This window comes from Streptomyces sp. CA-278952, from assembly GCF_028747205.1.
In the GTDB taxonomy this organism is placed as follows: Bacteria; Actinomycetota; Actinomycetes; order Streptomycetales; family Streptomycetaceae; genus Streptomyces.
Genome location: NZ_CP112880.1, coordinates 4,577,136 through 4,596,656, shown reverse-complemented (window position 1 = coordinate 4,596,656; position 19,521 = coordinate 4,577,136). Strand labels below are relative to the sequence as shown.

Genomic DNA, 19,521 nt, shown 5'->3' with positions numbered 1-19,521 from the left:
CGGCCCCGGACGGGGAATCCGTCCGGGGCCGCCGTGGTGGTGTCCTGGCTCAGACCCCCGCGTAGGAGTGCAGGCCGGAGACGAAGATGTTCACGCCGTAGTAGTTGAACAGCCAGCAGGCGAACGCGACGAGCGCCAGGTAGGCGGCCTTGCGGCCCTTCCAGCCGGCGGTGGCGCGGGCGTGCAGATAGGCGGCGTAGGCGACCCAGGTGATGAAGGACCAGACCTCCTTGGGGTCCCAGCCCCAGTACCGGCCCCAGGCGTCGCCCGCCCAGATCGCGCCGGCGATGATCGTGAACGTCCACAGCGGGAAGACGGCCGCGTTGATCCGGTACGAGAACTTGTCCAGCGAGGACGCCGAGGGCAGCCGCTCCATGACCGAGGTGGCGAACTTGCCGGGCGTGCCGCCGGAGGCGAGCTTGCTCTCGTAGTTGTCGCGGAAGAGGTAGAGGACCGTGCCGACCGCGCCGAGGTAGAAGACGGCGCCGCAGATGATGGCGGTCGAGACGTGGATCCACAGCCAGTACGAGTGCAGCGCGGGCACCAGCTGGTCGCTGTCGGTGTAGAGCGTCGTGACCGCGATGCCGAGGTCCAGCAGGACGGTGGTGACCAGCGGGAGGCCGATCCAGCGGACGTTCTTCTTCAGTGCGAGCAGCACCAGGTAGGAGCCGACCGCCACCGTGGAGAAGGTGATGGAGAACTCGTACATGTTGGCCCAGGGGGCCCGCTGCACCGACAGGGCGCGGGTGGCGACGCCGCTCGCCTCGACGAGGAACGCCACCACGGTCAGCGAGACCGCGATCCGGCCCCACAGGTCGCCCTTGAACGTGCCGCCGGCCGCACCCGGGCCGTCGGGCACGTCACGCGTACCGGTGGCGGAACGGGTGATGACCTCGGGGCGGTCCAGCACGGCCGTGCCACCGGCGCGCGCCTTCCCCCCGGTGGCGGCGGAGGCGGAGGCGCCCGCTCCGGAGGCGGACAGCGCGGCGGCGGTGCGGCCGACCTTGCTGCGGCTGCCGAGCACCCACTCCGCGATGTGCGCGAAGAAGGCCAGGGTGTAGACGGCCATCGACGAATAGATCAGCACATTGCTGGTGTTCGCCAGGCTCTCGTTGGTTGCGGCGGCGAGATTCACTTCTCAGCCCCTTCGGCAGGTGCTTCGGCAGGATGTACGGGCCGGCTCCCGGCCTCGTTCGTGGCATCGGTCGTGGGGTCGGTCGTGGCGTCGGTCGCGCCGGGCCCGTCCGGCGAGGTGGGTGCATCCGGTTTCTCCGGCGTGTCCGGGGCCTCTGCCGCGGCGGGCGCCGTGGTGACCAGGGCGGCCGACAGATCGCCCAGTTCCCCGGGGAGCTTCGCGGACTCGCTGCGGCCCAGGCCCGCCATCTCCACGACCGTGACGCCGTCGGCGCCCCGGACCGCCCGCACCCACACGCGGCGGCGCTGAATGAACAGCGAGCCGGCGAGACCGGCGATGGCGGCGACGGAGCCGCCGAGCGCCCAGCCGTTGCCCGGCTGCTGCGAGATCTGGAAGCTGGCCCACTCCTCGGTGCCCTCGAAGGTGATGGATCCGGCGCCGTCGGGCAGGTCCAGCTTCTCGCCCGGCATCATCAGCTTCTTGAGGAGCTCGCCGTCCTCGTCCTTGAACTCCTTCATCTTGGACGTGTCGAGCTGGTAGACGTTCTGCGCCAGCCCGGAGTCGACGCCCAGGGAGCCCTGGTAGGCGCTGAGCGCCAGCACGGGGAAGTCCAGGCCGGGGAACTGCGAGAGCATCTGCTCCTTGCCCTTGCCCGCGAAGGTCGGCACGAAGAAGGCCTTGAAGCCCAGCTGGGTCTTCTCGCCGTTCTTGTCCTTGTAGCCGTCCATCACCTTGATGGCGCCGGACGAGGTGATGTTGTTGTCGATCGGCAGCAGCGGGACCGCGGACCGTGAGACGACCTTCCCCTCACCGTCCCGGACGGTGACGACGGGGGCGTAGCCGTGGGCGATCAGATAGACCTTGGTGCCGTCCACGACGAGCGGCTCGTTGACCTTGATGACGTCCTTGCGCTCCGCGCCGTCGGCCCCCTCGCTGTAGGTCACCCGGGCCTCGAAGGTCCGCGGGGTGCCGCGCTGCAGGCCGCTCCTCTCGTACGTACCGACGAAGTCGTCGAGCACGAAGCTGAACGGGGCCAGCGAGTCGGAGTCGTAGAGCGAGCCCGACGTGAAGTCGTCGTACTGGGTGAGCGTGTTGGAGAAGCCGTCGCCCTCGACGATCAGCTTGCCGCCCTCCGACTTGAAGAGCTGCCCGGAGGCGAAGGCCACCAGCATCACGATCAGGGCGATGTGGAAGACCAGGTTCCCGGCCTCGCGGAGGTAGCCCTTCTCGGCGGCGACCGCGTCGCCCACCACGTGCGCCCGGAAGCGCCGCTTGCGCAGGACGGCGAGGGCCGCCTCACGGACCTCCTCGGGCTCGGCCTCCGTGCGCCACGTGGTGTACGCGGGCAGCCGGGTCAGCCGCTTCGGCGCGCCCGGCGGGCGGCTGCGCAGCTGGCCCACGAACTGGCCGGTGCGCGGCACGATGCAGCCGATGAGCGAGACGAACAGCAGGATGTAGATCGCGGAGAACCACACCGAGCTGTAGACGTCGAAGAGCTGGAGCTTCTCGTAGATCGGGGTGAGGGTGGTGTGCTGTTCCTTGAAGGCCTGCACCTTCATGTCGTCGACGCTGGTCTGCGGGATCAGCGACCCCGGGACGGCCCCGAGGGAGAGCAGGAAGAGCAGGATCAGCGCCACCCGCATCGAGGTGAGCTGACGCCAGAACCAGCGCACCCAGCCGATCACGCTCATCGCGGGTACGCCCGCCCCGGTGTCGGGGCGCTCCTCGCGGGGCGCGGTGGAGAGCTGTTCGCCCGCCGCGCCGTGGGCGGAGCCCTGGTCGCGCTCGGCCTCGCGCTGCCGCGTCTCCGTGCTGTTCGACTTGCTCATGAACTCAGATCCCTACAACGAAGCCGCTGGACCAGCTCTGCATGTGCTGCATGAGCGTGGCCCACACACCGGTCAGCAGCAGGATTCCGGTCACGATCATCATGCCGCCGCCGATCCGCATCACCCATGCGTAGTGGCGCTTGACCCAGCCGAACGCGCCGAGCGCCTTACGGAAGGCGACTGCTGCGAGGACGAACGGGACACCGAGACCGAGACAGTACGCGACGGTCAGTATCGCGCCGCGTCCGGCGGTGGCACTGTCGGTCGACAGAGCGAGTACGGAGGCGAGGGTCGGGCCGATGCACGGCGTCCAGCCGATCCCGAAGAGCGCGCCGAGCAGCGGCGCACCGGCCAGTCCGGCCGCCGGCCGCTTGTGGATGCGGAACTCGCGCATCGTCACCCCCGGCACGAGCCCCATGAAGAAGACGCCCATGGCGATCATCAACACGCCCAGGACCTTGTTGAGCACCTCGGAGTGCGCCTGAAGCTCTTGGCCGAAGTAGCCGAAGAGCGCGCCGGTGGAGGCGAACACCACGGTGAAGCCGAGGACGAACAGCGAGGCGCCCGCCACCACCCGGCCTCGGCGCGCCTCGGCGAGGTCCGTGCCGCTGACCCCGGTGACGTAACTCAGATAGCCGGGTACGAGCGGCAGGACGCAGGGCGAGAAGAAGGAGATGAGACCGGCCAGCAGGGCGAGCGGCAGGGCGACCAGCAGCGCCCCGGTCAGGACGGTGTCGTTGTACGCGGCCAGCGTGACGGTCTCGTGGTGGGCGGCGAGCGGGATCACCGGATCACTTCTCCGCGATGATCGGGTCGATCATCTTGCGCAGCTCGTCCGCGTCGAGCGCCTGGAGCGTGCGGGCCGCGATCTTCCCGTCCCGGTCGATGACCACGGTGGACGGGATGGCCTGCGGGTTCAGGGTGCCTTTGGGGAAGCGGAGGATGAGCTTGCCGATCGGGTCGTAGAAGCTCGGGTACTCGACCCCGTAATCCTTCTCGAAGTTGATCGCCGCGTCCCGCTGGGCGTCGCGGGTGTTTATCCCGACGAACTGGACGCCCTGGTCCGCCGTCTCCTTCGAGACCTGGGCGAAGTACTTCGCCTCCAGGCGGCAGGGGCCGCACCAGGAGCCCCAGACATTGAGGACGACGACCTTGCCCTGGTAGTCGGCGAGGTCGAGCGGCTTGCCGTCCAGACCCTCACCGTCGAGCTTCGGCGCCGCCACCCGGTCACCCTTCGCGACGGTGGAGACGCCCCCGCTGCCGGTGATGAAGTTGGTGTTGCCTCCGCCTCCGGCCTTGTTGCCGCCGCTGCACGCGGACAGCGTCAGGGCACCGGCCACAGCGGTGGCGGCGAGCAGGGTGAAGCGGCGTCGGGACGCGCGGCCAAAGCTCATGTGAAAAGTTTCGCATGGCGGATTCCGGGCTCCCCCGCGCCCCCCTCAGTGCCCGTAAAGCCCCTTGTCAGGCCTGTTTAAAGAAGGAGTTCCAGCCGCCGGCGGGCGCCTGTCCGACGTCCAGTGTCCGGAGCTTGGCGAGCACGGCGGGGTCTTGTGCGTCGAGCCAGTCGACGTACTGCCGGAACGAGACGAGGCGCACGTCGTCCTTGTCCGCCACCTTCTTGATCACTTCTTCCACGGCGTCCATATAGATGCCGCCGTTCCACTCCTCGAAGTGGTTGCCGATGGAGAACGGTGCGCGATTGGACTCGTACGCGCGCTGGAAACCGGCGAGATACGCGCCGGTCGCCTGGGTGCGCCAGCCCGGATAACGCGAGGGCATGCCCTTCGTCGAATTCTGCGACTGATTGGCGAGGATGTTGTAGTCCATCGAGAGCACCTCGAAGGAGTGCCCGGGGAACGGCATCGCCTGCAGCGGCAGATCCCAGACGCCGCCGCGCTTCACGGGCCAGATCTGACGGCCGCCCGGCGAGCTGGCGTCGTAGCGCCAGCCCAGTTTGCTCGCGGTCGGCAGAAGATTGTCCTGGCCGAGCAGACAGGGCGTGCGGCCGCCGATCAGTTCCTTGCGATAGTCGAACGGAAGCGGATCCTCGTTCTCCCAGCCGGTGTTCGTCCGCCATTCCGTGACGAAGGACACAGCCTGATTGATCTCGCTGTGCCATTGGGCGGGCGTCCAGCGCTCGACGGATCCGGAACCACCGCAGAAATGCCCGTTGAAGTGGGTGCCGATCTCATGGCCGTCCAGCCACGCCTGGCGCACGTACTTCAGTGTGTCCTTGACGTGATCGTCGGTGAGATAGCCGATGTCGGAGGCGCCGCGGGGGTTGTTCGGCGGACGGTAGAGGGATTTCTTCGACTCGGGCAGCAGATAGATGCCGGAGAGGAAGAACGTCATGGCCGCGTCGTGCTCCTTGGCCAGTTCGAGAAAACGCGAGAAGAGCCCGTTGCCGACCTCGCCCGCGCCGTCCCAGGAAAAGATCACGAACTGCGGCGGCTTCTGGCCCGGTTCGAGCGGGGCGGGTGCCTGCGGTTGGTTGGGCTGTTTGCCGGTGTCGGCGGTCGAGCCGTCACCGATCAGCCGGACCTTGTTCTTCGGCGCGCCGTTTCCGCTGCCGCTGCCGTTGCCGGTGTCGGTGTCGCCTTGGCCGCCCCGGCCGGGCCCTCCTTCGCCGGAGGAGTCCGCGGCGCCACAGCCGGCGAGGCCGATCGCGGCTGCGGCGCCGAGCCCCGCCCCGAGCAGGCCCCTTCGATTGATCTCGCGCATACCGTCCCCATCTGCGGTCGTTTTATCTCAAGCTCATACAAACTGCTGAAGAGTTAGATGGGGCGCGTAACACGTCGGTTCCGTGCATTTGGGGACTTTCTTTACGCTTTACCTGGCACCCGGCCGACCGAGCGTCCGCCCGACCGACCGATCCGGGCGCGACGTCCATACGACGCTCGCACACGCTTACGGGCAACCCTGATGGGGGGACGTGGGAGTGGCCCTCCGCAGTTCTGCCGTCGGCCGACGGATCACCGACCGGTTCCGGGGTCACCGGCCGACGCCGACGCATCGGCTTCCCTGGATTGTCGAACTCATGCGCGGGCGCGGAGCACCACACCCATAGGCCGCCCGTCGGCCGCCCTATGGGTGTGGTGCGGAAAAATGGGTGGTGCGGAAAATGGGGACGGGACCGCCCGCCGCGGTGCGCGGCAGCCGGTCCCGTACGTTCCGTGCAACTCGTCCCGTGGCGTCGGACTACGCGCCGAACGCCTTGGACTGACCCTTCGCGGCCTTCCCCTTCACCGGCTTGGCTCCGGCCAGCAGGTGCACGGGCACCAGGTCGCGGGCCGGCTCCGAGTAGCCGACCGAGACGATCCGGTCGCCCCGGTAGGTGAAGCTCGTCAGCGAGGCCAGCGTGCACTGCCGCTTGCGCGGGTCGTGCCACAGACGGCGGCGCTCGACGAAGGAGCGCAGGATCCAGATCGGCAGCTGATGGCTGACACAGACCGCCTCGTGGCCGCGCGCCGCGTCCCGGGCTGCGTCGAGCGCGCCCATCATCCGGACGACCTGCTCGATGTACGGCTCGCCCCAGGACGGCTTGAACGGATTGGTGAGGTGCTTCCAGTTGTCCGGCTTGCGCAGCGCGCCGTCGCCGACGCCGAAGGTCTTGCCCTCGAAGATGTTGGCCGCCTCGATCAGCCGGGCGTCGGTGGCGAGATCCAGGCCGTGCGCCTTGGCCACGGGCGCGGCCGTCTCCTGGGCGCGCTCCAGCGGAGAGGCCACGACATGGGTGATGTCGCGCTTCGCCAGGTGGTCGGCGACCCGGTCGGCCATCTTCCGGCCCAGGTCGGAGAGGTGGTAGCCGGGGCGGCGCCCGTAGAGCACGCCGTCCGGGTTGTGCACCTCGCCGTGGCGGACCACGTGCACCACGGTCAGCTGCTCGTCGCGGCCGACGCTCTCGTGGTCCGCGCCCTCCCCGCTCATGCGGTGGCCTCCGCCGCGGCACGGGCGGCGGCGGGCAGGGCGGCGGCGATGCGCTCGACCGCCCGCTCGTCGTGGGCCGTGGAGACGAACCAGGACTCGAACGCCGAGGGCGGCAGGTAGACGCCCCGCTCCAGCATCGCGTGGAAGAACGCGGTGAAGCGGAAGACGTCCTGCTTCTTGGCGTCGTCGTAGTCCCGGACGGGCTCGTCCGTGAAGAAGACGGAGAACATGTTGCTCGCGGCGGACACCGTGTGCGCCACGCCCTCCTTGGTGAGCGCGTCGCCCACCAGGGAGCGCAGCTCGGCGGAGACCGCGTCGATCTTCGCGTACGCCGCGTCGTCCAGCAGCCGCAGTTGGGCGAGCCCGGCGGCGGTGGCGACCGGGTTCCCGGAGAGGGTGCCCGCCTGGTAGACCGGGCCGGCCGGGGCCAGGTGCGCCATCACGTCGCCGCGACCGCCGAAGGCCGCCGCGGGGAAGCCGCCGCCCATCACCTTGCCGAAGGTCATCAGGTCGGGCCGGACACCGTCGACGCCGTACCAGCCGGCCTTCGACGTACGGAAGCCCGTCATGACCTCGTCGGAGATGTACAGCGCGCCGTTGGCCGCGCACAGCTCCTTGAGGCCGGCGTTGAAGCCGTCCGCCGGCGGGACGACGCCCATGTTGCCGGGCGAGGCCTCGGTGATCACGCAGGCGATCTCGCCGGGGTGCGCGGCGAAGGCGGCGCGCACCGCGTCCAGGTCGTTGTACGGCAGGACGATGGTGTCCCCGGCCGTGGCGCCCGTGACGCCCGGGGTGTCGGGCAGCCCGAAGGTGGCCACGCCCGACCCGGCGGCGGCCAGCAGCGCGTCCACGTGCCCGTGGTAGCAGCCGGCGAACTTCACGACCTTGGCCCGGCCCGTGAAACCGCGGGCCAGCCGGATCGCCGACATGGTCGCCTCGGTGCCGGAGGAGACCAGGCGCACCTGCTCGACGGGGTCGATCCGCGCCACGATCTCCTCGGCGAGCGCGACCTCGCCCTCACCCGGCGTACCGAAGGAGGTGCCCCGGGAGACCGCCTCCTGGACGGCGGCGATGACCTCGGGGTGAGAGTGGCCGAGAATCATCGGACCCCACGAGCACACGAGGTCGACGTACTCGCGGCCGTCGGCGTCGGTGAGGTACGGACCGGTGCCGGACACCATGAACCGGGGCGTACCGCCCACGGCCTGGAAGGCACGCACGGGAGAGTTCACGCCGCCGGGCGTCACGACGGACGCCCGGTCGAACAGCGACTGCGAAACTGGGGCTTCGTATGAATACGCCACTTTGGTCCTGATCTGCGATTCGGGTATCGGGAGGCCGGGCCGGGAAATCACTGACAATCTCGGCCACCGGTGAGCAGGGAGCGCGCTCCCCTCGTATCACGAAAGAGCGTCAGCCCCCTCGCGTCTGCGAAACTGGGGCGTCATAGGGAAAGCTCACACATGCCATGGTGTCAGAGGCACGCACGGTCTTGCGGGCAGGTGTTTCACCGCACGCCCGCGGGGGAGGTCACTGACACGATGATCGGGTTGCGCGGCGGGGGCTGTGTCTCCTAAGAAGTAGTCGGGTGGATGAGATATGCATCGCGGTGGCGGAGTGGGCGAGGGGACCGACGACCTGGGGCCCGAGCCTGCCCGGCGAGGGCGGCACCGGCGCAGGGCCGAGCGCGCCCAGAGCAGGGGCGCGGACAGCACGCCGCCCCCCGGGACCAGGAGCGGGGGCGTGATGGGGGTGACGTACAAGTACTTCGGCGCCCCGGACGGGGCGACCGCGGCACGCGTGCCCATCTCGATGCGGCCGGAGGAGCTCGGCGGTGACGAGCTGGGCATGGGCGGCATGTTCACCAAGATCAAGCCGGAGACCGTGGCCGCCATGGTCCTGACCGGGATCCAGGGCATACCCCTGCACAAGGTCCCCCCGCTCGAACTGGTCGTCCTCCACCCCGACTACGCCGTGGTCAAGCTGCCGATGACGGTCGTCGACCCGCTGCGCGGCGTCGGCGAGGAGTCGGTCGGCGCGGCGGCCTTCATCTGGTCCACGGTCCCCGACCGCGGCGGCCCGCGCGACGCCTTCAACGTCTACCAGCTGCTCCACGAGTGGCAGGACTTCTCCCACCGGCTGCACGACGCGGGACATCAGGCGTACTGCCTGGTCTGGCCCTGACCCCGGGGACGAGCGGAGGTTCGAGCGGCCTCGCACCCCGGAGACGCTTGCGCGCGGCGCAGTGAAACAGCGTAGTGAAACGGCGCAGTGGCGAGGGGCAGTGAAGCGGCGCAGACATTCGGCGGCCAGTTCGAGCCAAATATCGTGAGGATTTGGCCGACAGCCGGTCTTCAGCAGACCCACCGGGCACGCCGATGTACGGGACACCCGACCATCTGGAGGTCCGCCGTGGGCGACGTTCTGCCGGCCCTGTCCATCCCCGTGCTCGTCTTCGGCGGCGGCATCTACGCGGCCTGCGACTGCTGGTGGCGCCGTAGGCATCCGGCGCCACCGTCCCCGTACACCCATCAGGCGGCCCGGCTGGCGGAACGGGAGATGCTGCTCCTGGCCGAGGAGATCGTCGACGACGCGCACGCCGCGCTCGGCCCCCTCTACGACGCCCCGGCCGCCCCGCGCCCCGGCGGGCAGCCCGCCGGAACGCCGGCCGACGTCACGCCCGAGGGGGACGCCACCCCGGATCGCGCCCCGTCACCGCCAGCAGCCGCTCGAAGGCGGTAGCCCCCTCCCCCACCGGGAACGGCTCACCGAACACCTTCATCGCCCGGGCCTGCGGAGCCATCGCCGCCAGCTCCGGCCCCAGTACGTCGAGCACGCGCTCCTCCGGCACGAAGTCCGCGCCCGTCGCCCGCGCCAGGTCCCAGGCGTGCACCATCAGATCGCCGAGCACCATGAGTCCCACCGTCCGGGCCGGCAGCCCCATCTGCCCGGTCGTGCCCTCCTCGACGCCCGGCACGCTCCACGCCTCCACCAGCCGGGCGGTCTCGGAACCGAACCTGCCCCGCCAGTCGCCCGCCACGAAATCCGGCTCCTGGCCAAAATCCACCTCCTCGCGGGCCGCGAGGGCCTGGAAGTTCACGACCACCTGGAACAGGTGGTTCACCAGCGCCCGTACGTCGTAGTCGGCACAGGGCGTACCGCCGCCCAGCTGCCCGTCGTCGATCCCCCGCACGACGGGCAGGGCCCGGCCCGCGGCGGCTTCCAGCAGTTCACCGATCGTCTGTGTCATGCCTCCACCCTCCGCCCGCGCACCGCCCGGCGTCTTGAAGAAACACGACAGGTGTTCCGAGGGCGCGGGACTAAAATCGGTCCATGGCCGCCGGACCTCGCCGCGACACCCGGGGCATCGTCGACGCCCCGGACCTGTTCGCGCACGTGCGCTTCCGCCGCCGCGAGCCCGCCGCCGGGCTGCGCCCGTATCTGGAGCACTACTGGCTGATCGACTGGGACCTCACCGAGCCGTACGCCGCCCATGTGGTCCCCCACCCGTCGGTGAACCTGGTCTTCCAGCGGTACGAGGCCGGGGACGGCCCCCGGGAGCGGTCCGGGTACGCCGAGGTCGCGGGCGTCGCCCCCGGACTCTTCGCCCGGAAGCTGGCCGGGCGCGGCCGGGTCTGCGGGGTGCAGTTCCGGCCCGGCGGGTTCCGCCCGTTCGCACCCGGGCGCCCGGTGTCCGCGTGGACCGGGCTGCGGTCCGACGCCGCCGGGGCGCTGCGGCTGCCGCCGCCCGTCCGGGGTGTCCTGGACCCGGACGACGAGGACGCGCGGGTCGCGGCCCTGGACGCCTTCCTGCTGGCCCTGGAGCCCCGCCCCGATCCGCGGGCGGCGCTGGCGATGGCCGTCGTCGACCGGGTGCGTACGGACCGCACGGTGCTCAGGGCCGGCCGGCTCGCCCGGGACGCCGGGCTCTCCGCCCGCTCCCTGCAACGGCTCTTCTCGGCGTACGTCGGCGTCGGCCCCAAGTGGGTCATCCTCCGCTACCGCGTCCACGAGGCACTGGAACGCGCCGGATCCGACCCGGCCGTCGACTGGGCGCGGCTCGCGGCGGAGCTGGGCTACAGCGACCAGGCCCACCTGGTGCGGGACTTCACCGCGACGGTGGGCGTGCCCCCGACGGCGTTCGCCCCGCGTTGACGGCGGCCGGGCACGGCTCCGCACGCGCATCCACCCGCACCCCCTCCCGCACACCCACACGCCCATCCGGTCCCGCACGCCCGCCCGGTCCCTCACGCCCCGCCAAATCCCTGGCAGCCCGTCCCGTCCCGGTGGCATCCTGACCGGGTGAACGGACCCGAGATCACCCTCGAAGTAGCCCCTGAGCTGCGGCTCTTCGTTCCGCACGGCCGTCGCGGCGGGCCCACGCCCCTCGTCACGGACGGCTCCTCGACCCTCGGCCATGTCATCGAGTCCCTCGGCGTCCCGCTCACCGAGGCCGGAACGCTGCTGGTGAACGGCGCCCCGGTGGCCCGCTCGCATGTGCCCGGCCCCGGCGAACACGTCGACGTGCGCGCCGTGGAGCGCCCCCAGCAGGTCCCCGGCGCCCCCCTGCGCTTCCTCCTCGACGTCCATCTCGGAACGCTGGCCCGCCGCTTGCGGCTCCTGGGCGTCGACGCGGCGTACGAGAACGAGGACATCGGCGACCCCGCCCTGGCCACCCTCTCCGCCCGGGAGCGGCGCGTCCTGCTCTCCCGGGACCGCGGGCTGCTGCGCCGCCGCGAGATCTGGTCGGGGGCGTACGTCTACAGCGACCGCCCCGCGGAGCAGCTCCGCGACGTCCTCGGCCGGTTCGCCCCGGCCCTGTCCCCGTGGACCCGCTGTACCGCGTGCAACGGCACGCTGGCCGGGGCCGCGAAGGACTCCGTGAGCGGACTCCTCGAACACGGCACCCAGGAGGCGTACGACGTGTTCGCCCAGTGCACGGAGTGCTCCCGGGTGTACTGGCGCGGGGCCCATCACGGCCACCTGGAGACGATCGTGTCCGAGGCGATGGCCGAGTTCGGGGGCGCGCCGGCCTAGCCAGGGCCTGGCGTTCGGGTCACGGCGGGGTTGGGCCGCATCCGGCGTGGCCCCCGGTCGTAACCTCCCGCGGGCGGGGCGCCCCGCACCGACTGCCTATCCTTCTCCCCGTACCCGATCAGCAGTCCGAGGAGATCGCCATGGCCGCCACCCCCATCGCCGTCATCACCGGCGCGAGCAGCGGCATCGGCGCCGCGACCGCCCGTACGCTGGCCGCCGCAGGCTTCCGGGTCGTGCTGACCGCCCGCCGCAAGGACCGCATCGAGGCGCTGGCCGCCGAGATCACCGAGGCCGGTCACCAGGCGACGGCCTACCCCCTGGACGTCACCGACCGCGCGGCGGTCGACGAGTTCGCCACCGCGTTCCGCTCCCTCGCCGTCCTCGTCAACAACGCGGGCGGGGCGCTCGGCGCCGACCCCGTGGCGACCGGCGACCCCGCCGACTGGCGGCAGATGTACGAGACCAACGTGATCGGCACCCTCAACGTCACCCAGGCCCTGTTGCCCGCCCTCACCGCGAGCGGCGACGGCACGATCGTGATCCTCTCCTCCACCGCGGCGCTCTCCGCGTACGAGGGCGGCGGCGGTTACGTGGCGGCCAAGCACGGCGAACACGTCCTGGCCGAGACCCTGCGGCTGGAGATCGTCGGCACCCCGGTCCGCGTCATCGAGGTGGCCCCCGGCATGGTCAGGACCGAGGAGTTCGCCACCACCCGCTTCCGCGGCGACACGGAGAAGGCCGCCAAGGTCTACGCGGGCGTCGACGCCCCGCTGACCGCCGAGGACGTGGCCGACACGATCGGCTGGGCCGTCACCCGCCCCAGCCACGTCAACATCGACCTCCTGGTGGTACGCCCCCGCGCCCAGGCCTCCAACACGAAGGTCCACCGCACCGGTTGAGCCCGGCTCACCCCTTCAGGGCGGAACGACGCCCCGCTCCGCGACGAGCACCAAACGGGTCGTGCGGGGTGATCGTGCAGCGCGCTCCGGGCGTCAGCGCGGTCGCCTCCCGGCTGGGCAGGTCCGCCTTGCACACGGCCCCGGAGTCCGTGGTGAGGTGCAGCGTAGCCGCCTCCGCCGGACCTGCACTCACGCCCCTGCCCTCGATCACTCGTGCGGGTGATCGGACCGGAACGCCCACCCAGCCCTCGCAGTCGCTGCCTAAGCTCGGTGGTGCCAGAACACAGCGCGGCCCCCGGTCAGGATTGCCGTCCCGTCCGAGGGCCTCACCATCAGGAAGTTGGGCTTCCCATGGCTGAGCACGACACTAACGCGCCCCCACTGTTCGAGATCGGAGATCTCCTGTCCGCCCCAGCGGCCGGTCCGGTCTTCATGGATCTTGAACACCCCGATTACGCCTACATGTTCGGCTTCCTCCAGGCCGACGGCCACCTCGCACAAGGCACCGGCAACAAGGGCCGTCTGACGGTGGAGATCGGGGTCCGGGACATCGCCGTACTCCGCGAGTTCCAGCGGCTGACCCCGTACAACAGCAGCATCACCGAGCGCGTGCGGGCAACGAACTTCTCGCTGGAACACCACTCGGCGACCTGGACCCTCTGCAATCAGGAAGCCAGGGCCCGGATCAACGGGCTGGGTCTTCCCTACGGCCGGAAGTCGAGGAAGATCACCCCGCCCCGGGTGGAGTTCTCCCGTCGCGACTACCTACGGGGCGTCATCGACGCCGACGGCTCGGTCGGCCACACCGGGCAGGGGCTCCCCTTCATCTCGCTGACCACCGCGAGCGCCGCTGTCGGCGCCTATCTCTGCAGGTACGCCAAGGCCGTGACCGGGGCCGCCAGGCAGATCAGGCGCAACGCCCGCGACGGAATCTTCAACGTCGTCTACACGAAGGAGGCGGCGGTTCAGCTGGCCGAGCACCTCTACTATCCGGGCTGCGTGTCCCTCGCGCGCAAACAGACGGCGGCTGCATCCCTGGCTTCCTGGGAGCGCCCGGTGGACATGAGCGTCCGCTCTCCGGGACGACGCTGGAAAGCCTGGGAGGACCGCGTGCTGCTGGCTTACGACGACACCGGTGCGGCGGCCGCCGAACTGGGCCGCAGCCAAGCCTCCTGCTCCGTACGCCTGTGGCGGCTGAAGACCGGGAAGGTGCGGCAGCACCCCGAGGACGCTCCGCCCGGCGCGTGAGCAAGCACCCCGGAGGGCGGGTGAGGGGCGCCTCCATCGGTGGCGATGCCCCTCACCTCAGCCCTTGACGCAGATGACCTGCTTGAGCTTCGCGACGACCTCGACCAAGTCACGCTGCTGCTCCATGACCTGCTCGATCGGCTTGTACGCGGCCGGGATCTCGTCCAGGACGCCGGAGTCCTTGCGGCACTCCACACCGCGCGTCTGCTCCTCCAGGTCACGTACCGTGAAGCGACGCTTGGCCGCGTTCCGGCTCATCCGGCGACCGGCTCCGTGAGAGGCCGAGTTGAACGCCTTCTCGTTGCCGAGGCCCTTCACAATGTACGAACTGGTGCCCATCGAGCCGGGGATGATCCCGAATTCGCCGGAGCCGGCGCGGATCGCTCCCTTGCGGGTGACCAGTAGGTCCGCTCCGTCGTACCGCTCCTCCGCCACGTAGTTGTGGTGGCAGGAGATCTCCTGCTCGAAGACGGGCTTCGCCTTCTTGAACTCCTTGCGGACCACGTCCTTGAAGAGCGCCATCATGATCGCGCGGTTGTACTTGGCGTACTCCTGCGCCCAGTACAGATCGTTCCGGTAGGCGGCCATCTGCGGGGTCTCCGAGATGAAGACGGCCAGGTCCCGGTCGACGAGGCTCTGATTGTGCGGAAGCTTCTGTGCGATGCCGATGTGGTGCTCGGCGAGTTCCTTGCCGATGTTGCGGGAGCCCGAATGCAGCATCAGCCACACCGCACCCTCACTGTCGAGGCAGAACTCGATCATGTGATTTCCCGAGCCGAGCGTTCCCATCTGCTTCGTGGCGCGCTCCTGGCGGAATTTGACCGCATCCGCGATCCCCCCGAACCGCCCCCAGAAATCGTCCCATCCCGCCGTCGAGAACCCGTGCAGCCTCCCCGGGTCCACCGCGTCGCCGTGCATCCCCCGGCCGACCGGGATGGCCTGCTCGATCTTGGAGCGCAGCCGCGACAGGTCGCCGGGAAGATCGTTCGCGGTGAGGGACGTCTTGACGGCGGACATCCCGCAGCCGATGTCCACCCCGACCGCGGCCGGGCACACCGCGCCCTGCATCGCGATCACCGAACCGACCGTCGCCCCCTTGCCGAAGTGGACGTCCGGCATGACGGCGAGGCCCTTGATCCACGGCAGCGTGGAGACGTTGCGCAGCTGCTGCATCGCCCCGTCCTCGACCGACGCGGGGTCCGCCCACATCCGGATGGGGACCTTCGCCCCCGGCACCTCTACGTACGACATAACTCCTCGATTCCCCCGAAAAGACTGAAAACGCAAAACCGGTACCAAGATCGGCAAACCTGTCGGCCGACCGGCATTCACAGCGGCGCGTGCGATACACATTGTGTCCATCGGCCGCCTTCGAGCGGCAACCCGTTTTCCGTACCGAAGGGAGCCTGGGACGGTGCGAGACATGGCGTACGTACCCGGCGTCGCGCTTCTGGCAGCGCTCGTCGTCGGCTGCAGCGCCGGCTCCGACAGCAACGCGAACGGCGCCGACAGCAAGGCGGGCAGCCCGACGGTCACCCCCGCCCCCCCGGGCAAGTACGAGACCCTGCCCGCCCCCTGCCGTGTCGTGCCGCGCGGCATGCTGAAGGACCTGCTGCCCGGCGCCGCGCAGCTGCCCGGGGACCAGCAGGAGAAGGTGTTCCGGGGGTCGGCGTCCGTCACCTACGACACCGACCGCAAGGTCGGCTGCGGTTGGAAGTCCGACGCGCCGAACGCCACCCGGAGCCTCTCCATCGACTTCGAGCGGGTCGTCTCCTACGACCCCGCGGTCAGCGACGACGACCGCGCCGACACCGTGTACGCGAAGAAGGAGGAGGCCGCCGGCCTGTCGTCACCGGCGCCCTCCGGGCCGGACGCGGAGAAGGACAGCGGCGCCCCGGGCGAGCAGGGGAAGGACACCGGTAAGGACCCCGGCAAGGACGCCGACACGGACGAGCCGGAGGACGCGGCGGCGGACGCCACGGCCTCGGCGGACGGATCGGCCTCGGCGGACGGATCGGCGAGCCCCTCGCCCTCCGGGGACGACGGCGGGGGCGACAACGGCGGCAGCGGCGCCGGCACGGAGGACGCCCTCCCCTCGCGCGTCCTCGACAACCTCGGAGATGCCGCATTTCTGCACGATCTGCCCACCCGGGCAGGTTCCACCGCACAGCACCGCACGGTGAGCGTGGTATTCCGCACATCGAACGTGGTCGTGACCGTCCGGTACGCCGAGCAGCCGGCCCTCGTCACACAGGTGTCCGACAGCAGGGAACTTCAGGAGAAGGCCCAGGCACTGGCCCGGAAACTGGCCGATACGCTCAGCGAATAGCCCCCGCCCCACGGGCCCCCGACCCGCCGGATTCCGGACTCCGGGGGCCCTCGGCGGCGGCACGGGACGGCCGCCTGCCGTCGTACCGTGGCTCTCCGGAAGACGTACCGCCCCGCTACCGAGCCCACCCGTACACCGCACGAACCGAGACCTCCAGCACCGAGAGCTCCGTGCCATCCGAGTGAAGGAACCATGCACCGATCAGCCCCGCGCCTGTCCCGCATCCTCGCCTGCGCCGCCGTTCCGGTGATGCTCGTAGCCGCCGGCTGCTCGTCGGACTCCGGCTCCGACAGCAAGAAGAACGCGGGCTCCTCGTCGTCCGGCACCCCCAGCGCCAAGCCCACGGAGCCCACCGTCGAAGCGGCGAGGTTCGACGATCTGCCCGACCCGTGCACCTCGGTCGCCAAGAAGACGATCAAGGACCTGGTGCCCGAGGCCAAGAAGGAGAACGGCACGGCCGGACGGTCCAACGACCTGGCGGCCCGCAGCAGTTGCTCCTGGAACGGCCTGGACGACAAGGGTGTCGACGGCTCGCAGTACCGCTGGCTGGACGTCGGCTTCACCCGCTTCGACTCGGATCAGTCGCTGGGCAGCGGCGCCGAGCGCGCCACCGCCGAGTACACGAAGCAGGTCACCAAGGCGAAGGCCTCGGAGGGTGCCGAGAAGGTCGCCGCCGAACCCGCCACGGGCATCGGCGAGGAGGCCACGACCGTCACCTACGGCCTCAGCAAGACGGACGAGGACTTCGCGTACGCCACCGTCGTGGCGCGCACGGGCAATGTCGTCGTCACCCTGACGTACAACGGCGCGGGCTACGCGGGTGCGAAGACGCCCTCGTCCGCGAGCATCGTCAAGGGCGCCCAGAAAGCGGCGAAGGAAGCGGTCGCCGCCGTCGCCGACACCTCCGACGCCAAGGCCTCCGCCCCGGCGAAGGGCGGCACCGAGGACGGATCCAAGGGCGACGCGAAGGGCGACACCGAAGCAACATCCAAGGCCAAGCCCAAGACCACGGCCAAGAAGGCCTGAACGCCGACGGCGGTCAGTACCGGCCGACCCGCGCCGCGGGGCGGGCCTGGAGTCGGCGCAGGTACTGGCCGGCCGTGGGCAGCGTCTCCAGCAGGATCCGCTGCTGACGCTTGATCCGGAGGAAGTGCGCGTCGGCCACCCCGCGGGCGTCCCGTCGCTGGGCGCAGCCCACAGTCCCCACAGACCGCACAGGGCGTCCGCCGCTTCGTCCGGACCCCACCGGGCGCCGACACGACCGAACGACCGTCCCGCGTCCGGCAGTTCCGCTTCCCGCGACGGCAGGGTGTGCCGCATTCCGACCGGGTGCACCGTCCTGGCCGCGGTCACCGTCTCCTACCGCCTCCGGCGCAGGCGGGAGCGATGAACACGGCGGTCAAGGCCGTTCGCATGGAGGGCGTCTTCGACACCGCCGCGTTCCGGCAACTGATCGAGAGCTGACGACCACGGCCGACCCACGGCACCGGCGGCCGGTCCCGAAATGCGTCCGCGCTCCTCCCCGCGCAACAAAACTCGCACACATGTGCCAGGCTGTCCCCTCGCCGGGCGTCTGAGCCTGGCCGAAAAGCAAGGCCGGGCACACGAGTCGGGTTCGGTTACAGAGGTCGGGGAGGGGATCGCGCGTGGCCGCGATGCAGCTGACACGCACGCACCGGATACTCATCGGGGTCGTCGTCGCCGGTGCGGTGCTCATCGCCGCGATCGGTTTCGCGGGTTCCTACGCCGCCGTGCGCGAACTCGCGGAGGACAAGGGGTTCGGCGCGTTCTCGCTGGTCTTCCCCATCGGCATCGACGCCGGCATCTGCGTCCTGCTGGCCCTGGACCTCCTCCTGACCTGGATGCGGATCCCGTTCCCGCTGCTGCGCCAGACGGCGTGGCTGCTGACCGCCGCGACGATCGCGTTCAACGGCGCGGCCTCCTGGCCGGATCCGCTCGGCACCGCGATGCACGCGGTGATCCCGGTGCTGTTCGTCGTCTCCGTCGAGGCCGCACGGCACGCGGTGGGCCGGATCGCGGACATCACGGCCGACCGGCACATGGAGGGCGTCCGCCTGACCCGCTGGCTGCTCTCACCGATCCCGACGTTCAAGCTGTGGCGGCGGATGAAGCTCTGGGAGCTGCGCAGTTACGAGCAGGTCATCAAGCTCGAACAGGACCGGCTGATCTACCAGGCCCGGCTCCAGGCCCGCTTCGGCCGCAACTGGCGGCGCAAGGCCCCGGTCGAGTCGATGATGCCGCTGCGCCTCGCGAAGTACGGCGTGCCGCTCGCCGAGACCGCCCCGGCCGGGCTCGCCGCCGCCGGCATCGAACCGGCGCTGCTGCCACCGGTCGGGGGGTCCCGCCCCAAGGGGGAGCTGCCGGAGCTGCCGTACGAGCCCCAGCGGGAGCCGGGGCAGGAGCAGGCGCAGCAGCACCCGCAGCACCAGCAGCCACAGCCGACGTCGCTCCAGAAGCAGACGCCCCAGCAACACCACCAACATCACCAGAAGCAGCAGCACCAGCAGCAGCCCGAGCAGGCGCTGGAGACCCCGCAGGTCCCGCCCACCCACGACAGCCCCTGGTTCGCCGCCCAGAAGCTTCCGGAGGCCCCGCACGCGAGCGCGTACGACCCGCGGCACGCGGAGGGCCTGGACCCCACCCCCGCCGCAGTCCCCCTGGGCCCCGGACGTACCCGGCCCCTCGGCAACGTCGGCACGATCGGCGCGGTCCCGCACCCCCGCCGCGAGGAGCCGCCCACGGGACCGGAGCCCGTACAGCAGGCCGCCGACGAGGAGCCGCCCGCCGTGCCCGCCCCCGGACCCGAGGACGCGCCGCAGTTGGAGGAGTGGTCCCAGGAGGACAACGACTTCGCCGACCGGGCGTACGAGGAGTTCAGCGCGTACACCGATCAGGAAGGCCAGTACCCGAACGTCGAGACCCTCGACATCCACCTGGCGGACCGGCACGACGTGCACCACCCCCGGTCGACCGAGCTGCTCCAGGACCTGATGCCGCAGTTCAGGGACGTCTACATGCGGCGCGTGACCGCCGACCAGAGCGCCTGACGTACGGGCAAACACAGCACGGCGAAGGGCCGCCGCCCGGGAGGCATTC

19 protein-coding genes are annotated in these 19,521 nt (G+C 70.5%); 9 read left to right on the top strand and 10 right to left on the bottom strand.

What is annotated here, in order from left to right; all coding sequences use genetic code 11:
• Positions 1 to 49: 49 nt before the first annotated feature.
• From ccsB to hemL, 7 genes are all read right to left on the bottom strand, one after another.
• Positions 50 to 1,135 (bottom strand): c-type cytochrome biogenesis protein CcsB, encoded by a 1,086-nt coding sequence (ccsB, locus tag N7925_RS20645; RefSeq protein ID WP_274344745.1) that lies wholly within the window; start codon positions 1,133 to 1,135, stop codon positions 50 to 52.
• On the bottom strand, positions 1,132 to 2,964 hold the full coding sequence (gene resB / locus N7925_RS20640; RefSeq protein ID WP_274344744.1) for a cytochrome c biogenesis protein ResB: 1,833 nt from the start codon (positions 2,962 to 2,964) through the stop codon (positions 1,132 to 1,134). Before resB ends, ccsB begins: the two co-directional genes overlap by 4 nt.
• Positions 2,965 to 2,968: 4 nt before the next feature.
• Positions 2,969 to 3,751, bottom strand: a complete 783-nt coding sequence (locus N7925_RS20635) for a cytochrome c biogenesis CcdA family protein (protein WP_265600998.1) — start codon at positions 3,749 to 3,751, stop codon at positions 2,969 to 2,971.
• A 4-nt stretch (positions 3,752 to 3,755) separates the two neighbouring features.
• Positions 3,756 to 4,358 (bottom strand): TlpA family protein disulfide reductase, encoded by a 603-nt coding sequence (locus N7925_RS20630; RefSeq protein ID WP_274344743.1) that lies wholly within the window; start codon positions 4,356 to 4,358, stop codon positions 3,756 to 3,758.
• Between the two features lie 67 nt (positions 4,359 to 4,425).
• The gene (locus N7925_RS20625; RefSeq protein ID WP_274344742.1) at positions 4,426 to 5,685 is read right to left on the bottom strand and encodes a hypothetical protein; all 1,260 of its coding nucleotides are present in this window, start codon (positions 5,683 to 5,685) and stop codon (positions 4,426 to 4,428) included.
• Between the two features lie 477 nt (positions 5,686 to 6,162).
• Positions 6,163 to 6,891, bottom strand: a complete 729-nt coding sequence (locus N7925_RS20620; RefSeq protein WP_274344741.1) for a histidine phosphatase family protein — start codon at positions 6,889 to 6,891, stop codon at positions 6,163 to 6,165.
• Complete coding sequence (gene hemL, locus N7925_RS20615) at positions 6,888 to 8,159, bottom strand: glutamate-1-semialdehyde 2,1-aminomutase (protein WP_265603945.1); 1,272 nt, start codon at positions 8,157 to 8,159, stop codon at positions 6,888 to 6,890. The genes N7925_RS20620 and hemL overlap by 4 nt, the downstream gene beginning before the upstream one ends.
• Positions 8,160 to 8,637: 478 nt before the next feature.
• Between hemL and N7925_RS20610 the strand changes: the two genes are divergently transcribed.
• Positions 8,638 to 9,075 carry a hypothetical protein gene (locus N7925_RS20610; protein WP_003968390.1) on the top strand — a complete coding sequence of 146 codons (438 nt, stop codon included), beginning with the start codon at positions 8,638 to 8,640 and terminating at the stop codon, positions 9,073 to 9,075.
• A gap of 228 nt (positions 9,076 to 9,303) precedes the next feature.
• Positions 9,304 to 9,633: a hypothetical protein gene (locus N7925_RS20605; RefSeq protein ID WP_274344740.1), complete on the top strand. Its 330-nt coding sequence runs from the start codon at positions 9,304 to 9,306 to the stop codon at positions 9,631 to 9,633.
• Here the strand turns inward: N7925_RS20605 and N7925_RS20600 are convergent.
• A complete protein-coding gene (locus N7925_RS20600) occupies positions 9,566 to 10,141 on the bottom strand; it encodes a TIGR03086 family metal-binding protein (protein WP_274344739.1) in 576 nt (191 codons plus the stop codon). The genes N7925_RS20605 and N7925_RS20600 overlap by 68 nt on opposite strands.
• Positions 10,142 to 10,224: 83 nt before the next feature.
• On the opposite strand from N7925_RS20600, the gene N7925_RS20595 reads away from it, so the two are divergent.
• The 4 genes from N7925_RS20595 (at position 10,225) to N7925_RS20580 (ending at position 14,075) form a co-directional block, all read left to right on the top strand.
• Complete coding sequence (locus N7925_RS20595) at positions 10,225 to 11,046, top strand: AraC family transcriptional regulator (RefSeq protein WP_265600993.1); 822 nt, start codon at positions 10,225 to 10,227, stop codon at positions 11,044 to 11,046.
• 147 nt (positions 11,047 to 11,193) lie between these two features.
• Positions 11,194 to 11,928: a Mut7-C RNAse domain-containing protein gene (locus N7925_RS20590; RefSeq protein WP_265600992.1), complete on the top strand. Its 735-nt coding sequence runs from the start codon at positions 11,194 to 11,196 to the stop codon at positions 11,926 to 11,928.
• A 140-nt stretch (positions 11,929 to 12,068) separates the two neighbouring features.
• Positions 12,069 to 12,827: an SDR family NAD(P)-dependent oxidoreductase gene (locus N7925_RS20585; protein ID WP_018961603.1), complete on the top strand. Its 759-nt coding sequence runs from the start codon at positions 12,069 to 12,071 to the stop codon at positions 12,825 to 12,827.
• A 351-nt stretch (positions 12,828 to 13,178) separates the two neighbouring features.
• The gene (locus N7925_RS20580) at positions 13,179 to 14,075 is read left to right on the top strand and encodes an LAGLIDADG family homing endonuclease (protein WP_274344738.1); all 897 of its coding nucleotides are present in this window, start codon (positions 13,179 to 13,181) and stop codon (positions 14,073 to 14,075) included.
• Positions 14,076 to 14,132: 57 nt separating this feature from the next.
• Here the strand turns inward: N7925_RS20580 and N7925_RS20575 are convergent, their stop codons facing one another.
• Complete coding sequence (locus tag N7925_RS20575) at positions 14,133 to 15,326, bottom strand: RtcB family protein (protein WP_274344737.1); 1,194 nt, start codon at positions 15,324 to 15,326, stop codon at positions 14,133 to 14,135.
• Between the two features lie 172 nt (positions 15,327 to 15,498).
• On the opposite strand from N7925_RS20575, the gene N7925_RS20570 reads away from it, so the two are divergent.
• Both N7925_RS20570 and N7925_RS20565 read left to right on the top strand, forming a co-directional pair.
• The gene (locus N7925_RS20570) at positions 15,499 to 16,404 is read left to right on the top strand and encodes a DUF3558 domain-containing protein (protein ID WP_274344736.1); all 906 of its coding nucleotides are present in this window, start codon (positions 15,499 to 15,501) and stop codon (positions 16,402 to 16,404) included.
• Between the two features lie 192 nt (positions 16,405 to 16,596).
• Positions 16,597 to 17,430, top strand: coding sequence for a DUF3558 domain-containing protein (locus tag N7925_RS20565; RefSeq protein ID WP_274344735.1), 834 nt, complete (start codon positions 16,597 to 16,599; stop codon positions 17,428 to 17,430).
• Between the two features lie 13 nt (positions 17,431 to 17,443).
• On the opposite strand, the gene N7925_RS20560 is transcribed toward N7925_RS20565, so the two are convergent.
• Positions 17,444 to 17,569 (bottom strand): hypothetical protein, encoded by a 126-nt coding sequence (locus N7925_RS20560; protein WP_274344734.1) that lies wholly within the window; start codon positions 17,567 to 17,569, stop codon positions 17,444 to 17,446.
• Between the two features lie 481 nt (positions 17,570 to 18,050).
• Between N7925_RS20560 and N7925_RS20555 the strand changes: the two genes are divergently transcribed.
• Complete coding sequence (locus N7925_RS20555) at positions 18,051 to 19,472, top strand: DUF2637 domain-containing protein (protein WP_274344733.1); 1,422 nt, start codon at positions 18,051 to 18,053, stop codon at positions 19,470 to 19,472.
• Positions 19,473 to 19,521: the final 49 nt, after the last annotated feature.

Bases quoted from the DNA above. Each gene is read 5' to 3' on its own strand.
- N7925_RS20625 (WP_274344742.1), bottom strand. From the start codon at position 5,685: ATGCGCGAGATCAATCGAAGGGGCCTGCTCGGGGCGGGGCTCGGCGCC.
- resB (WP_274344744.1), bottom strand. From the start codon at position 2,964: ATGAGCAAGTCGAACAGCACGGAGACGCGGCAGCGCGAGGCCGAGCGC.
- N7925_RS20595 (WP_265600993.1), top strand. From the start codon at position 10,225: ATGGCCGCCGGACCTCGCCGCGACACCCGGGGCATCGTCGACGCCCCG.
- N7925_RS20630 (WP_274344743.1), bottom strand. From the start codon at position 4,358: ATGAGCTTTGGCCGCGCGTCCCGACGCCGCTTCACCCTGCTCGCCGCC.
- N7925_RS20575 (WP_274344737.1), bottom strand. From the start codon at position 15,326: ATGTCGTACGTAGAGGTGCCGGGGGCGAAGGTCCCCATCCGGATGTGG.
- N7925_RS20570 (WP_274344736.1), top strand. From the start codon at position 15,499: ATGGCGTACGTACCCGGCGTCGCGCTTCTGGCAGCGCTCGTCGTCGGC.
- N7925_RS20600 (WP_274344739.1), bottom strand. From the start codon at position 10,141: ATGACACAGACGATCGGTGAACTGCTGGAAGCCGCCGCGGGCCGGGCC.
- N7925_RS20580 (WP_274344738.1), top strand. From the start codon at position 13,179: ATGGCTGAGCACGACACTAACGCGCCCCCACTGTTCGAGATCGGAGAT.
- N7925_RS20565 (WP_274344735.1), top strand. From the start codon at position 16,597: ATGCACCGATCAGCCCCGCGCCTGTCCCGCATCCTCGCCTGCGCCGCC.
- N7925_RS20620 (WP_274344741.1), bottom strand. From the start codon at position 6,891: ATGAGCGGGGAGGGCGCGGACCACGAGAGCGTCGGCCGCGACGAGCAG.
- N7925_RS20585 (WP_018961603.1), top strand. From the start codon at position 12,069: ATGGCCGCCACCCCCATCGCCGTCATCACCGGCGCGAGCAGCGGCATC.
- N7925_RS20610 (WP_003968390.1), top strand. From the start codon at position 8,638: ATGGGGGTGACGTACAAGTACTTCGGCGCCCCGGACGGGGCGACCGCG.